This is a genomic window from Alkalimonas collagenimarina (assembly GCF_030717845.1).
Taxonomy (GTDB): Bacteria; Pseudomonadota; Gammaproteobacteria; order Enterobacterales; family Alteromonadaceae; genus Alkalimonas; species Alkalimonas collagenimarina.
In genome coordinates, this window is sequence record NZ_JAUZVZ010000004.1 from 1 (window position 1) to 15762 (window position 15762).

Below are 15762 nucleotides of genomic sequence, written 5' to 3' on the forward strand. Positions count from 1 at the left end.
AATGAGCGGTTTTTTCTGGCAGTTGCTGTAGTTCTAAAAATCGCTAAAGAAATCAGCTGGATCAAGCCCTGGTCGTGTAGCGACCTGAACAGCCGGCGTCCCCAGATACAAGAACCCGACAATTTCATCATCTTCTCCAAGATCAAGCGACTGTTTGACAAAATCCATTTCAGCATACATACCAGTGCGCCAAATGCCGCCAAAGCCCTGTGCAAATGCAGCCTGTTGCATCGCCATCACCGCACAAGCAGCAGACTGTATCTGCTCATGCAGTGGGATTTTTACCTGTTCATTGCATTTGGCGATACAAATAATCACCATAGGCGCCCGACTGGGTAGCTGCCTGGCTCGCTCAAGCAAATCATTGGAAATGGTTGGATCATCTTCCACTGCAGCTTCTGCGAAAATATCCCCCAAACGACCTAAGGCCTGTTTGCCTTGCGCAATGACAAATCGCCACGGCCGAAGCGCACCGTGATCGGGTGCTCGTAATGCCGCTTGCTTGATCAATTCAAGCGCGTCACCTGCAGGTGCAGGCTCCGTTAAACGAGGGCATGATTGTCGTGTCGTTAAAAGCGTGATCGCATCCATTGGTCGAACCTTCTCACATCTGGAAAAACTGCCATTTATACGTCATACCATTCAGTGAAGCTCTGCACGAAAGCAAACGTGGCTGAACGATATCTATTCATCAGGTCATAATAAGATCACAACCATGAAGAGCAAGGCTAGCAGAAGATGATGAAGCTGCCTACTGATTCTGTATCATTCTGATGTCATTTGCATAACGACTGCTCGTATCGCTCAGTCTGCCATCATTTGTGCTGGGCTCTTTGATAAAGCAACTGATAGCGCTCACCAGCCTGTTGCCAACTAAAGTTTTGTGCCATACCCCGTTGTTGCATCGCCCGGTAGATCTTTGGTTGGCTATAAAGCTGATCTGCCTGCATCAGCGCCTGCAGTAAGTCCTCTTGCGTCGGTTGATGAAAATGGATACCAGTACTATTTTTTTCTGGATAGGCTTGAACGGTATCTTTTAAACCTCCAGTTGCTCGTACTATCGGAATAGTGCCATAACGCAAACTATAGATCTGATTCAGGCCGCAAGGTTCAAACAAGGATGGCATGAGGAAAAAGTCACCTGCCGCTTCAATTTGGTGCGACAACGGCTCATCAAAGCCCATCACAAAGCAGCATTGCTCACTATAGCGAGCAGCCAAAGCAAACAACGCATTGGTGTATCGACTCTCTCCGGTGCCCATTAATAGCACTTGTGCAGATGTCTGAGCCAACCATTGCTCCAAAGCTGGGATCAGGTAATCAAACCCTTTCTGGCTGGTGATCCGACTAACGGCTACAAACAAGGGCACATCCGTCAGTGGCAAATTGTACTGTTGTCGTAACCAGTCTTTACATGTCTCTTTCCCTGCCAAAACGGGCCAATCGTAATGTGCCACAAGGTGTTGATCATGGTTAGGGTGCCATAGCTGGTAGTCACAACCATTCAAAATACCCACAAAGTCAGCAGCCCTTTGTTGATACAAGTCCGCTAAACCATTGGCCGCAGGTTCAGATAATAACTCTTCACGATAACCTTCACTTACCGTATTTATTTTATCAGCTGCCTGAATACCTTGCTGCAATAAGTTGAGTGGGGCATTGTCTGTAGCAAGACCCAACCGATGGTACCAATCACGCGAGACAATTTCTTGATAGGCGCCATTGTGAATAGTAAAGACAAAACGGGTCTGATGAAAATAATCATCTTTGGCTCTTGCCTGGCGCAAGTAGACAGCCGCCAAACTGGTTTGCCAGTCATGACCATGAATAATATCCGGCTGGAACTGATGTTGCCGACACCATTCAATGGCCGCTTTGCAAAAAACGGCAAAGCGTAGCGGATTATCGACGTATCCATGCTCGCCATCGTCGTAAGGTCTGGCTCGTTGGAAAAACTGATCATGCTCCACCAAACCAACATTTACGCCATCTTGTGTCATATGCCGAACGGCACAGCCAAAGTGTTCAGAGCCAAGTTCAAAATAAACCGACTCCCAGTGTGTGCTGGGTAAAGCATACAAAGTTGCATATTTAGGCAGCAGAACTTGTACTTCATGGCCGGCCTCAATCAATGCCTTGGTGATACCACGACAGGCATCAGCAAGCCCCCCGGTCTTTATTAATCCTTCGTACTCACTGCACAACATCAATATTCGCATTAATCAAAACCTATCCGGGAGCCTTTAGGGATAACCACTACCCCATCTTCCGACACATGAAACCGCTGTCGGTCTAAAGTAAGATCTTCACCAATGACGGTATTCGGTGCAATTTTAACATCCTTATCGATTATGGCACGACGAATTCGGCACCCCCGTCCAATATCGTTGTTGCCCATCAAGACACACTTCTCAATGTAGGCGTGGCTGTGAACATGCACGTTATAACCAAGAATAGAGTGGTATACAATCGAACCACTAATGATGCAGCCAGAAGCGACCATGGAGCTGATGGCTTGCCCTGTACGGTTGGTCTCGTCATGTACAAACTTGGCAGGAGGCATTGGTGGTGTATAGCTGCGTAGCGGCCAGTACCGATTGTAAATATCAAATGGTGGGATGACTGAGATCAGGTCCATGTTGGCTTCATAATAAGAATCAATGGTACCAACATCGCGCCAATAACCACGCGAAATATCCTGTTCACCACGAATAACGTTGGTTGAAAAATCATACACATATACTTTCCCTTCAGGGTAAAGTTTAGGAATGATATTTTTACCAAAATCATGGCTAGAGCCTTCATCGCTGGCGTCCTCCTCCAAAGCACTCACCAGACACTTCGACTCAAAAATATAATTACCCATTGAGGCAAGTACCTGATCCGGCCGGCCGGGAATCGTTTTCGGGTTGCTGGTTGGCTTTTCTTCAAAACCTATCATTTTGCCATTTTCATCGACTTCAATCACACCAAAATGATGAGCATCAGCTACCGGTACAGGAATCGCCGCAACGGTCATGCTGGCATCATGCTGGCGATGAAAATCCAGCATTTGCCGGACGTCCATTTTATAAATGTGATCACCACCAAATATACAAACATGCTCAGGATCAAGCCCGTGAATTAAGTGCAAGTTCTGATAGATAGCATCTGCAGTTCCCAAATACCAATGCTTACCCGTTTGCATTTGTGCAGGGATTGGATCAATAAAGCGATTGGTTAAGCCTGACACCCGCCAGGCACGCCCCAAATGCTTCATTAAAGAATGTGATTTAAATTGCGTAATCACGAAAATCTGCAGAAAATCAGAGTTGACGAAGTTATTGAGTACAAAATCAATAATGCGATAATTACCACCAAACGGTACAGCTGGCTTCGCTCGAATACCTGTTAAGGGTGCTAAACGCGTCCCCTCCCCGCCAGCCAGAACCATGGTTAAAACACCTGACATACGAACTCCCTGTGATAGTTAAATGTGATTCGATCAGCAATGCTTCGTTGTTTTATTCACTTCACATAGTGCAATACTGATGCGTGCAATGCTGATGCCATAAGCATCGGATCAGAGCAATATGTGACGAATATGCATTTTTATTGGGCAGTGTATGACTCGATGATGGCAATTGTATGACTGCTGCACCAAGACAGTATGTAAGCAGCACCATAATAGTGCGCCACCATTATGTGAACACATGCTTTGAGGCTAGCAAAGTATCTGACAATCAACAAGAAGGATTTAACATAAACATGGAGCTAGCTGAAACAACAGCCAGCTCCATGATAAAAAGGCAGCTGGAAATTATATACGTGCAGCGAGCTCAGCCCCTTGACGAATGGCTCGTTTAGCATCTAACTCAGCAGCAACATCAGCGCCACCTATCAGATGTGTTGGAATCGCAGCTTCTTCTAAACCTTGTTGTAAAGCTCGAAGAGGGATCTGCCCCGCACAGACAATGATATTATCCACTTGCAAACAACGCTCTTCACCTGCCATCTCAATCCACAAGCCATGATCGTCAATTTTAAGATAATTCACTCCTGCAATGCTCTCTACCCCTTTATTCTTTAAAGATGCCCGATGCGTCCAGCCGGTAGTTTTCCCTAAACCAGCGCCAACCTTTGACGATTTGCGCTGCAACAAATATATTTTCCGCTGCGCAGGCTCTGGTCGTTGTTCAGGGAGCAAAGCGCCACGAGCTTGATAGGTTTTATCTACGCCCCACTCTTTTAGCCAAGCTTCGGGTTGCAGTGTAAGTGAATTCGTTTCCGTCAAATATTCCGCAACATCAAAACCAATACCACCGGCACCGATAATGGCAACATTTTTACCAACCGCTTTATGATCGCGTAATACATCCAAATAGCTCAATACCATCGGATGCTCTATCCCAGCAATATCCACCGGTCGTGGTTGAATTCCGGTTGCCAAGATCACCTCATCAAAGCCTGCAGCCTGAAGTGACTCGACACTTTGCTCGCTGTTTAACTGCAGATTGATGTGGTGCAATTCAATCATCCGGCCAAAGTAGCGCAAGGTTTCATAGAACTCTTCTTTGCCCGGGATCTGTTTAGCATAGTTGAACTGACCACCGATCTGATGAGACTTATCAAACAAGGTGACATGGTGACCTCGTTGAGCAGCATACACACTAAAAGCAAGACCTGCCGGTCCAGCACCAATAACGGCTAGTTTTTTAGCTTGAGGCGCAGGCAGGAAATTCAGCTCAGTTTCATAACAGGCGCGTGGATTAACCAGACAACTTGCCCGCTTTTTCTGGAAGACATGATCCAAGCACGCTTGGTTGCAAGCAATACAGGTATTAATTTCGTCTGCTTTGTCGGCAGCAGCCTTGTTGACAAAATCTGCATCCGCTAAAAAAGGTCTGGCCATACACACCATATCGGCTTGGCCATTAGCGATAATATCTTCGCCAACTTGTGGGGTGTTGATCCGATTCGTCGCCATAATAGGAATAGTAATTTCTTGCTTCACGCGCTCAGTGATCCAGCTAAAAGCAGCACGAGGAACCCGGGTCGTGATGGTTGGGATCCGAGCTTCATGCCAGCCGATGCCGGTATTGATGATGCTCACCCCTGCTGCTTCAACTTCTTTGGCTAAAGCAACCACCTCGTCATAACTATTGCCATCTTCGACTAAATCCAGCATCGATAGCCGATAGATGATGATGAAATCATCGCCGCAGCGCTCGCGCACAGCGCGAATGGTTTCCAGAGGAAAGCGAATGCGATTACTAAACTCGCCGCCCCACTCATCTTTACGCTGGTTGGTTCGCTGACAAATAAACTGATTAATCAGGTAGCCTTCAGATCCCATAATTTCAACACCATCATAACCTGCCTTTTTAGCAAGCAATGCTGATTGAGCAAAATCTTTGATGGTGGAGCGGATCTGTCGCTTAGACATGGCAGATGGCGTAAAGGGTGTGATTGGTGATTTTATTTTGCTTGGGGCAACATTAAACGGATGATAACCATAACGACCTGCATGCAATAGCTGTAAACAAATTTTACTGTCGTACTCATGAACAGCAGCGGTGACTTCTCGATGCTTGTTTAGTTGCCAACTAAAGCTCAACTGACTACCAAATGGCACCAGATTGCCTCTGAAATTTGGGCTAATTCCACCGGTGATCATTAATCCAACACCACCCCGTGCTCGTTCTGCATAAAAGGCGGCCAGCTTGGAAAAACCATTTTTTTCTTCTTCTAACCCCGTATGCATTGAACCCATCACCACGCGGTTTTTTAATTGCGTAAAGCCCAAATCCAATGATTGTAATAAATGTTGATAGGCCACATCACCCTCTCTGGTCATACCTGTTACAATGTATACGAGGTTAGCTTGTTTGCTTTTAAGACGCAACATATACATTTGGTTACAAATTGCATTTATCTTTCACGGAGAAATTAGCTAGCATAGGATAACCCTGATTTAAATTCGTTTACGTTGTTTAGGAAAACCTATGTCTGCAGATAACCCTGGTATTATCAGCCGCTTTTTTGGTGGCATCTGGCGCGGTTACAAAGTGTTCCGTTCCATTTTTTGGAATGTTCTGTTTATTCTACTCATCATTTTCCTCATTGTTGCTTTTACGAGTGACAAAGGGGGTGTTGAGGTGCCAAACCGTTCTGCCCTGGTGCTGAACTTAAATGGTGTCTTAGTTGAAGAGCAACGCTTTGTCGATCCTTTTACCACTATTATCAATGACAGTGTTGGCGGTCAACAAGAGCCAGCTGAAATTTTGGTGACTGATGTCGTTAAAGTGATTCAGCATGCCGCAACTGATCAGCGTATACAAAGTATTGTATTGGATGTATCAGGCCTGCGTGGTGGCTCACTGGACAAATTGCACGCCATTGGTCAAGCACTCGATGAGTTTAAAGCTCAAGATAAGCCCATCTATACCCGCGGTGCTTTTTATTCGCAAAATCAATACTATCTTGCTAGTTACGCCAATGAAATCCACTTAGACCCTATGGGTGCCGTGATCTTGGAAGGTTATGGCACTTTCCCCATGTTTTATAAAAGTGCGTTGGAAAAGCTGAAAATTAATACGCATGTATTTCGGGTCGGTACCTACAAATCTGCTGTTGAACCTTTCTTGCGTGATGACATGTCGGAAGAGGTAAAAGAAGTCAATCTAGTCTGGTTGCAAGATTTATGGTCCAGCTACAAGGCCTCCGTTGGTGAACGTCGTGGCTTTTCAGTCGACACCTTTATTGAAACCTATGATGCGTTTTATCAGCAACTGGTCGACGCTGAAGGTGATATGGCCCAAATTGCATTAAATACGGGCATGGTCGATGCGTTAACCACGCAAAATGAATTCCGGCAGATGATGATTGAGCATGTTGGCCAGAATGAGCAGCACACGTACAATCATGTTAGTTTCGATGATTATCGCAGTCTGATTATTCCTAAAACACAATTTGATAACCCACTTACGGATAAAGTCGCTGTCGTAGTCGCTCGGGGCATGATCATTGATGGATCCGCGAAAGCAGGTACCATCGGTGGGGACAGCACAGCAGCTATGCTACGTAGAGCTCGCCATGATGATAAAGTGAAAGCGGTAGTCCTGCGCATTGATAGTGGTGGTGGCAGTGCTTTCGCCTCCGAAATTATTGGCCGTGAAATCACAGCTTTACGTGAAGCGGGTAAACCTGTAATTGCCTCTATGGGTGCTGTTGCAGCCTCTGGCGGTTATTGGATTGCAGCTCCTGCTAATGAGATATGGGCGTCTCCAACTACCATTACAGGATCTATTGGTATTTTCGGACTCTTTCACACCTTAGAAGATAGCTTTAATGCACTTGGCCTTAACGTTGATGGCGTTGGCACTACGGAGCTGGCAGGCTTATCTGGTGGCTTACCTTTGTTTAAAGGGTTGGCAGCGCGTGAAAAAGATATCTTCCAGTTGATGATTGAGCGCGGTTACACTGAGTTTTTAACCATGGTCGCTAACAATCGCGATATGACCATTGCTGAAGTTGATGAGGTTGCTCAAGGCCGTGTTTTCACCGGCGAGCGCGCTCTTGAGTATGGTTTGGTCGATCAACTCGGTGGCTATGATGATGCCATTGCTGCAGCGGCTGACTTGGCTGGTTTAACCAATTACGATGTTAAAGTGATCGGTCATCAACTGTCGAGCTTTGAGCAAATGATTGTAGATATATTCGGCGGTGCGGCTAACAGCGGTTGGCTGCCACAAGGCATGATAAGCCCTGAGCGTGCTGCACTGAATCGTGTCACCAAGCAATTACGCCACGACTTTGTTACCTTGAGTCAGTTTAATGACCCTCAAGGAATGTATGCATTTTGTTTAGTCTGTATGATTGACTAACCGCAACGCCTGACAACATTGTTTATCTACTATAGAATGCCCAGCTCTGCTGGGTATTTTTTTGGAGTGAGTGATGAGTCAAAAGCGGATCTATGTTGCCTACACAGGCGGAACCATTGGTATGCGACAATCGAATCAAGGCTTTATTCCAGCATCTGGCTTCTTAACAAAAACCGTGCAAAGCATGCCTGAGTTTTACCGTGCAGAAATGCCTGAGTTCACCATTCATGAATACCCTGAGCTGATCGATTCTTCCGATATGACTCCGGCACATTGGCTGCAAATTGCTCAAGATATACAAGCAAATTACCAAGATTACGATGGATTTGTGGTGTTACATGGCACCGATACCATGGCCTATACCGCTTCAGCATTATCTTTTCTATTAGAAAATCTGTCCAAGCCAGTCATAGTCACCGGCTCACAGATCCCATTGGCACAATTGCGAAGCGACGGTCAGGTTAATTTGCTGAATGCGCTGTATCTGGCTGCTGAGTATCCCATTCATGAGGTCAGCTTATTTTTTAATAACCAACTGTTTCGTGGCAATCGCTCAACCAAAGCCGATGCCGATGGCTTTAATGCCTTTGCTTCACCTAACTTTCCACCTCTACTGGAAGCTGGAATTCAAATCCGTCTACAAGCTGGCGCGCTTAGCGAAACCACTCGTGATCGTAGCCAGTTAGACGTAGCTCAGGTGGTGCCACAACCCATCAGTGTGATCACCTTGTATCCGGGGATCAGCGCAGATGTTATTAGCAATATGGTGGAAGCCCCCGTTAAAGCGCTAATTATTAAGTCGTATGGTGTTGGTAATGCACCACAGCAACCTGCTTTGTTAGCTGCACTCAAAGCGGCCACCGATCGCGGCGTAATTATCGTTAATTGCACGCAGTGCTTTCGGGGCAGAGTCAATATGGATGGCTATGCGACGGGTAATGCACTGAAAGCTTGTGGTGTGATTAGTGGTTACGACATGACTCTGGAGGCCACGCTAACTAAACTGCATTATTTGCTTAGCCAATCGCTAAGCGATGAAGTGGTGCGACAAAAAATGCAGCGAGACCTGCGCGGTGAGCTCAGCCATTGATAGCAAGCTGAGCTCAGCAGCATGATCACTTTATAAAAACAGCTTCAAGTCGAACAAGCAAAGCACGGTCAGCATCGGATAAGGGGCCATGTTGCAACCAACGAAGCAACAAGCTTTCCGGTGTTACATCTGCAGATTGATTGTGCTTTTCTGTCAGCAACTGAAGCTTGACTTGCGACAATTCAGTGGCATTAGCCGCTTCCACATTTTGTCCTGCCATGAGCTCAATGGCTGTGGTCAATTGGTGTCGATCCATAACATCCAATGTTGACGTCTTTGACTGCAACAGCGCCTCTCGCCAGCTGGCTACATCGATGGCTGATGCATCTGGCTCGGAACTAGCGAGCTGCTGAAACAACAGTTGGTAACTGTGGTTTTTCTGTTGTTGGCTCATGTTCTCTTGCTGCTGTTCAATGTCAGCAATCAACTGATTTTTTGTTTTTTGTAAACTCTTAAAGTCTCGTAAGTCCAAGGACTGTAATTGCTGGCGCAACGGATGCAACTGCTCTGCACTTTCTGCCTGCTCAAGAGCCTGCCCATACTGGTTAAGCTCAGACTCCAACGCTAGCTGCTGCTTTTCTTTGTCTTGCAATTGTTGCTGATGTTGCACCTTACGCTGGGCGAAAAAGTCATCACACAAAGCTCTGAACTGTTGCCATAATAAAGTATCCTTTGCTTTGCCAGCAAAAGGGATGGTTTTCCATTGTTGCTGGCATTGCTTCAAAATGCTTGCCGTCTGGCTGCTATCTTCCAGCAATATCGCTTCTTGTGCTTGTGCAATGAGTTGCTGCTTATGTTTGACGAAGGTTTGTTGTTGCTCCTTCACCTTATGCTTTAATGCTTGATTAAGTTGTTGGTAGTCGGCCTGCAATGCTGGCTGCTGCTCTTTTGGCGCTGGGCCAATCGATCGCCACTGCTGTTGCAATTGATATAGTTTCCGCTCCAGCTGGGCAGCATCAGCATGTTGTTCATTCGCCTGCTCGGCTAATTGTTGCATTTGCTGCACTAAGCGCTGCTTTTGTTGTGCATTTTGCTCCCGCTCCAGCTGTTTTGCCGCATAATGAAGCCGACAAGGTGCAAAGGCTTGTTCACAAGCCTGATCAAAGGCTTGATAAAGCGCATCATCCGTATCTTTGGCTTGGCCAAGTGTTCCCCAGTCAGCACGAGCCTTTTTAACCAATTTTGCGCGTTGTTCAACGTTATCCATTGGCTCTGATGCCAATTGTTGCATCTGCTGAACGAGTTGCTGCTTTCGTGGGCTGGCAATGTAATCCTGCCAATCTGACAACTCATTGAGTTGTTGCTCAGCATCATTATATAAGCGTGCAAGTTTCTGTCGTTCATCTGAGCTGAGCTGCTGATAATCAGACTGAATACCTTTAAATAAACCAAACAATACCTTGAATTTTCCAGCTTGATGTAAGCGTTTGAATTCTGCTAACTTACTGCGACACGTTTTGAACTGACGCTGTTGTTGCTGAGAAAACTCTGCCAACACACCTTCCCAGTGTTGTTGTAGTTTATGGTAGTGCTCAGTGATAGAAGATGGCAATGGAACAGATAATCCTTTAAGGTTTTGCTGCCATTGCTGTTGCCACTGTCGCCATTGTGGTGCTAACTCTTCATACTGAGCCATATCGGTGGGTAAAGATTGTGCAGCCCACTGCTCCAGCCATTGCTCAGCCTGAGTAAAGCACAGTGCAATCCGCGGCAAATCAATTAATTGCTGAGATATATCGGCCAATTGAGACTGCAGTTGCTGACGATCATCTGAGCTGACATCTGTTTGCTCAAGCTGTGTCTCTATCGCCACAAAATGCTGCTGCAACGCTGTTGCCTGATGCAGATCGGCTTGTTGCAAATGTTGTGCGACATCGATACGCAAGGCGGCAATAGCTTGAGCAATACCTTTGGCATGAGTACGCTGTTGTTGAAGCTTCTGTTGCTGCGCTTCTGCCCGTTTTTGTTGCTGCCATTGTGCCGAAAAAAATTGCTCAACCGAATGTTCAACCTCAAGATATTTAGTAGCCAAACTTTGTGACTCAGCGCCCAAACGAGGTAATTCAATCGCTAACTGCTGCCACTCTTGCTGATACGCGTGAAACCGTTGCTGGCTGTCTGCAGGATTACGGGACTTTAAAGCATTCAATTTTGCAATGAGTAAACGCGCTTGTTTTTCGATGCGAGCAGGCTGCTCCCGCTCAAATTGGCGTTGTTCTAAGATGGCCTGTGCCATCGAGGCAAGCACTGTATCTTGGCTTCTACTCAGCTGCTCCAGCTCCTTATCGCTATCAATAAGTTCCAGCAGCTGCTTTTTATCATCAATCGGAAGCGCACTATCCTGTAACGCATTCATGATCAAATTAGGCTTTTGCAAACGCAGAACCAGCTGCAGTTTAGTGCTGGTATCTTGCTCAGCCAGCGCGATTTGTTCAAGAATATGGCTGCGCTGGCATTGGGCAATAAACTGCTGCTTAAGCGCGGTTGATATATCATTGTTAATGACCATATCTATCACTTGCCGCTCAGCATGCAGCCTCAGCTTATCTGCTGCATCATGCTTGGCTGCTTGCCACCAGAGCGAAAAATCATTCAATCGCTGCAATGCCGCAAATCGAACAGGCTCACTGCCATCATTAAATGCCAGCTCATGCATAATGGTTTTATAGTCAGCTTGTTGTGGCTCGAACTCAGCAATGGATTCAACTCGCTTTTCCGCGTCAGGGTGCTGCCACTTGGGACGCAATAGTCGTTTAAAGATCATCATGTTGAAAGGTCGCAATTGCTGATTGTGGTTGCAAGGAAGCTTTCATTTCCGCTTTGGTTTTAGTGACCATCTGGCCATCAGCTCCAATAGTAAAAGGCTCATCAGAGCGCAAAACCCGGGCTTGGTAAGCCATCACCAACTGCATACTCTGCGCACGTTGTTGCTCAGTCATTGAGGTGCCGTCTGCCCAACGGCCAGTCGCTACCGCATCGGCCAATTTATGATAGGTTTCAGACGACATCGCCGTCACTAAGGATTCAAAGTCCATGTTTACTCTTTCGCTTAACCATTAGAATACGTATCCGGTTGACCACATACCAGATAAAACCAACACCTATTGCCAGAATAGCTGCATAATACTTCCAACCATGAGCCGGTAATTGCCAATAAAAATAAAAACCAGCCAGAAATAGAACCATGGCAATAATCGATTGTGTCATCAGACTCTGACTACGCTGTAACCGACGGTCTCGCTCCATAGCAGCCATTTTTACCGGATCTAACTCCGCAATGGCAACACCACATTTGCTGCATGTCGGCGCTTTGTCAGAAACTTTATGCCCACAAGCTGGACAGGCAATAATTGCCATACAGATCTCCTTACATCACATCGGCTGGATTTTCTCCAGCCGAATGACCACTTATCGTAATGAGCCAGCTACAGCCAATATGGCTGTCAGGCTATCCCGACCAAATTTCATCGAGCGAACATCACTCCAGCCATACAATTCGTCTGGTAGTTTATCGTTGTCTTTAAATGGCATTTCTAACGTGAATGCCAAACAGTTAAACTGCTCCGCCACCCAATTAGATGCGACCGTCAGGTTGGCTTTGCCTGGGGCATCCACTTCGTAGCCATGTTCATTTTGAAACTCTGGGCTTGCCGTTAACAGAGCAGCACGAAAACTTTGCTCCAACGCACTCATGCGCTCATCAAAACAAGGCACCCCTTCACTACCGGCCAGGAAGTTGTATGGAATATTTTCATCACCATGCACATCAAGGTACATATCGACCCCAACCTGCATCATTTTCTCTCGCACCAAATAGACCTCAGGGCTTTTTTCCATGGATGGTGTTTGCCACTCACGGTTTAAATTCACACCAATGGCGTTGGTACGTAAATGACCACGCACAGAGCCATCCGGGTTCATATTGGGTACTACATAAAACACAGCTTCATCCAATAAGCTTCTGGCAACAGCATCTTCATCATCCAGCAAACGATCAAGCAAACCTTCGACGAACCATTCTGCCATCGTTTCGCCAGGATGCTGACGTGCTGTGATCCAAATGTTACGCTTACCTTCAGCTGGCTCACCAATCACCAGCAAACTCATGTCCCGGCCATCCAGTGTATCGCCTAACTCAACGAGCTGGCAACGGTCATGTAAATGTGCCTGCTGCAGTAAATCCAGGTGCTGTTCGTAGCTGTAAGGCGCAAAATAGGCGAAGTAAATCGATTCAGCTTCCGGGTAATGTGTAATCACCAACTCTTTTCCATTGTACTCGGTATCGACCCGAAACCAGTTTTCCCGATCGTAGGAAGCAACTGCTTGATAATCTTTCCAGCCATCCGGATACGCCGAGCCATTCACATTGGTAATTTTAATGGTATGCGCTTCAATATGCGGTGTGTTCAGCCGAAAATGAAACCATTGGTAAAAATCGGATTGGTTATCTTTACGGATAGCCAAACGAATATCGGCTGGATCAGTCGCGCTGATCACTTCAATATTGCCGCTATCAAATTGAGACGTAATTTTCATAGTGGATTCCGTGGTTGTTCAGAGAAATAGAATGTTTTGCTTATCTGTTATGGTGATATTATTATTGATTCTGATAGCACCATGCGCTTGCTGTTAGATTATCACAAAGCTGTACCGCTGAAAATGTTCAGCGCTCTCTGAGTTCTAAGTCTTACTGGCTCTTCCAACTTATAATGCAAAATACTAACGCTCCAAATTCTGACTCATGTAAACACAGATGCCCCCATCAATTTAGTGGGGGCATCTTAAATAAAGGTACTGTCGGATCGTGATCTTACTTACAGAAAGTCAAAAAGAATCTCCAGCACTTCCCTTTTTTCATTCTCAGTTCCAGAGTTCCATCTTGATGCTAAATCATCAATATGAATTATCTCATGAGAGCTAAGAGTAGACATATCGATGTTTAAAAGTTGATCAAGTGGCAATACCAAGCTAAGAAAATACTTATGATCCTCATCAAACCTGAAGTCTTCAAAGTTATTAATCAATAAATCAGCTGCTTGCTCTGACCATGTAGAAGCCTTTAATACCCAGCGACGACCATTGGTCATACCATTTGGTAAAACGCTTGCTAGAATTAACTCAGCTTCACGAACTCCACTGTTTACAAGACTAATATACTTTGACTCAAGTTCAGGCCAAGTCATAGGCTCATAATCACGACAGTGTTCGAAATCCTCTTTTAAACGGTGATCATCTACATCCCCCGCAAAAGCATGCATCTCAGTAATGAACTCAGCTTCAGTTTCATAACTCTGTACTAATCGACATTTCTCATTTTTGAAAATGCTCTTTTTATGGGTTTGAATCCATAACTCTCTTTCAGAGGCTTGGTTATTAGCATCAATCGCTTCAATTTTATTGGATGCAGCATTCTGAACAACTAAAGTTTCGGTTTGCTCAGCATTATTCCCACCATGCTTTCCTTCATCATTGGCGATGTGTTTTTCGCTCAATTCCGACTTGACACCCAGAGGTGTTAAGTCGTCTGCTGAATTAATGAAGAAAGCAGCCAATATCAATAAAACTGAGAGTCCAATTGCCGCAAGTAATATTTTCATGGAATGGCACATCCAGGGCATGTAGGGTATCCAGGGTCAGGATTATAAGTTGCAAGTTGATAGGTTTGAGTACGAGTGGCAGCCAAGTTACCATCGCTAACTATTACTCTTACAGATACACTGTTACCAAAAAGGTGGTCAGAAGCGCTCACAGACCTGCCAGATCGAAATACGCTATTACCATTCGCCCCCGTAAACTCCCAATTATATTGAAGAAAGTCGTTTGTCGTATGGGTATCTGAAGCCTCAACAGTATAAGTGCTAGAGCTCTTACGTACGCGAGCAATTGTTGGACGAGTGTTTCTTTGTGTAATTACAGTATATTCCTGAGCTGCATAACAAGATTCCCCTTCAATCTTTGAGCTTGGCAAGCTAGCTCTAAAATCTATTGGGTGAAAACTTCCATTAAAAGAACCACTAAATCCAAATGAGTAGGATCTTGATCCTCTAGTCATAGTGCTGATAATATGATGGTCAGGTCCAGCTGTGCTCACCTTAAACGTTAATGGTCCAAAAGTACTTTCACCATTTCTTCGGCCATTAATCAACATCCTAGATTCAAATGACTCGACATACTCGTAAATACTCCAGTCGTAAAATACATTTTTGTTCCCACGGCGTATATCCCATTGCGAATACCATTTATCAAACCTGTTGGTACCTCTACGACTCTGATCTTTCTGATACAACTCATAAGGTGTGTTTTCTGATACCGTGTATTCTTCCGTGTATCCTGCTACACCGCCAATAAATTGTGGGGGATGAGCACCTAGTATGCTCATTGGTACATTTGTACGAGGCCCACAAGCTACGAAAGTTGAAATCTCATCATTAAACGAAAATAGCGGAGTCACCCCTATGATTTCTGCATCATTCCTGTATTTACCACTTACCTTTCTTTTAGCATACTTACAACCATGCTCAGTAATAGTGTTAATAATCCGGTTAAACTCAAAATAAGTAGATGGTGACCTCCAATCAATTGTATTTCCCATTGACTCACAGCTATAATCTACATCCGAACCAAAGACTTTAGATAAAGGATTCAACCCCACCAGAACTAATACTGTAACAGCTAGATGCATATACTTCATTTATATCTCCCTTAATTTTTTAACATGCGTAATCATGGTAACATATAAAAGCGAAATAATGCAAAATTAGTAACAAAGAGAATCATTTATATCTGGGTGTTGAGATCAAAAATCAG

At 45.2% G+C, this 15762-nt stretch carries 12 protein-coding genes; 2 read left to right on the forward strand and 10 right to left on the reverse strand.

What is annotated here, in order from left to right:
- Positions 1–33: 33 nt before the first annotated feature.
- The 4 genes from Q3O60_RS03410 to Q3O60_RS03425 all read right to left on the reverse strand — a co-directional run bounded on the left by Q3O60_RS03410 (position 34) and on the right by Q3O60_RS03425 (position 5836).
- Complete coding sequence (locus Q3O60_RS03410) at positions 34–591, reverse strand: NAD(P)H nitroreductase (protein WP_305892508.1); 558 nt, start codon at positions 589–591, stop codon at positions 34–36.
- Positions 592–815: 224 nt separating this feature from the next.
- Positions 816–2219, reverse strand: coding sequence for a glycogen synthase (locus tag Q3O60_RS03415; RefSeq protein WP_305892509.1), 1404 nt, complete (start codon positions 2217–2219; stop codon positions 816–818).
- Positions 2219–3451, reverse strand: a complete 1233-nt coding sequence (gene glgC / locus Q3O60_RS03420) for a glucose-1-phosphate adenylyltransferase (RefSeq protein WP_305892510.1) — start codon at positions 3449–3451, stop codon at positions 2219–2221. The genes Q3O60_RS03415 and glgC overlap by 1 nt, the downstream gene beginning before the upstream one ends.
- A 348-nt stretch (positions 3452–3799) precedes the next feature.
- Positions 3800–5836 (reverse strand): NADPH-dependent 2,4-dienoyl-CoA reductase, encoded by a 2037-nt coding sequence (locus tag Q3O60_RS03425; protein WP_305892511.1) that lies wholly within the window; start codon positions 5834–5836, stop codon positions 3800–3802.
- A gap of 148 nt (positions 5837–5984) precedes the next feature.
- Between Q3O60_RS03425 and sppA the strand changes: the two genes are divergently transcribed.
- Together sppA and ansA are read left to right on the forward strand one after the other, a co-directional pair.
- Positions 5985–7865: a signal peptide peptidase SppA gene (sppA, locus tag Q3O60_RS03430; RefSeq protein ID WP_305892512.1), complete on the forward strand. Its 1881-nt coding sequence runs from the start codon at positions 5985–5987 to the stop codon at positions 7863–7865.
- Positions 7866–7938: 73 nt separating this feature from the next.
- Entirely contained in the window at positions 7939–8955 is a 1017-nt protein-coding gene (gene ansA, locus Q3O60_RS03435) for an asparaginase (protein WP_305892513.1), read from the forward strand.
- Between the two features lie 25 nt (positions 8956–8980).
- Here the strand turns inward: ansA and Q3O60_RS03440 are convergent, their stop codons facing one another.
- From Q3O60_RS03440 to Q3O60_RS03465, 6 genes are all read right to left on the reverse strand, one after another.
- Positions 8981–11722 (reverse strand): DUF349 domain-containing protein, encoded by a 2742-nt coding sequence (locus Q3O60_RS03440; protein ID WP_305892514.1) that lies wholly within the window; start codon positions 11720–11722, stop codon positions 8981–8983.
- Positions 11709–11990: a YeaC family protein gene (locus tag Q3O60_RS03445; RefSeq protein ID WP_305892515.1), complete on the reverse strand. Its 282-nt coding sequence runs from the start codon at positions 11988–11990 to the stop codon at positions 11709–11711. Before Q3O60_RS03445 ends, Q3O60_RS03440 begins: the two co-directional genes overlap by 14 nt.
- Positions 11980–12312 (reverse strand): zinc ribbon domain-containing protein, encoded by a 333-nt coding sequence (locus Q3O60_RS03450; protein ID WP_305892516.1) that lies wholly within the window; start codon positions 12310–12312, stop codon positions 11980–11982. The genes Q3O60_RS03445 and Q3O60_RS03450 overlap by 11 nt, the downstream gene beginning before the upstream one ends.
- Before the next feature lie 51 nt (positions 12313–12363).
- Positions 12364–13491 carry a M14 family metallopeptidase gene (locus tag Q3O60_RS03455; RefSeq protein WP_305892517.1) on the reverse strand — a complete coding sequence of 376 codons (1128 nt, stop codon included), beginning with the start codon at positions 13489–13491 and terminating at the stop codon, positions 12364–12366.
- Positions 13492–13769: 278 nt separating this feature from the next.
- Positions 13770–14552 (reverse strand): hypothetical protein, encoded by a 783-nt coding sequence (locus Q3O60_RS03460; RefSeq protein ID WP_305892518.1) that lies wholly within the window; start codon positions 14550–14552, stop codon positions 13770–13772.
- Positions 14549–15646 carry a hypothetical protein gene (locus Q3O60_RS03465; protein WP_305892519.1) on the reverse strand — a complete coding sequence of 366 codons (1098 nt, stop codon included), beginning with the start codon at positions 15644–15646 and terminating at the stop codon, positions 14549–14551. The genes Q3O60_RS03460 and Q3O60_RS03465 overlap by 4 nt, the downstream gene beginning before the upstream one ends.
- Between the last annotated feature and the right edge of the window lie 116 nt (positions 15647–15762).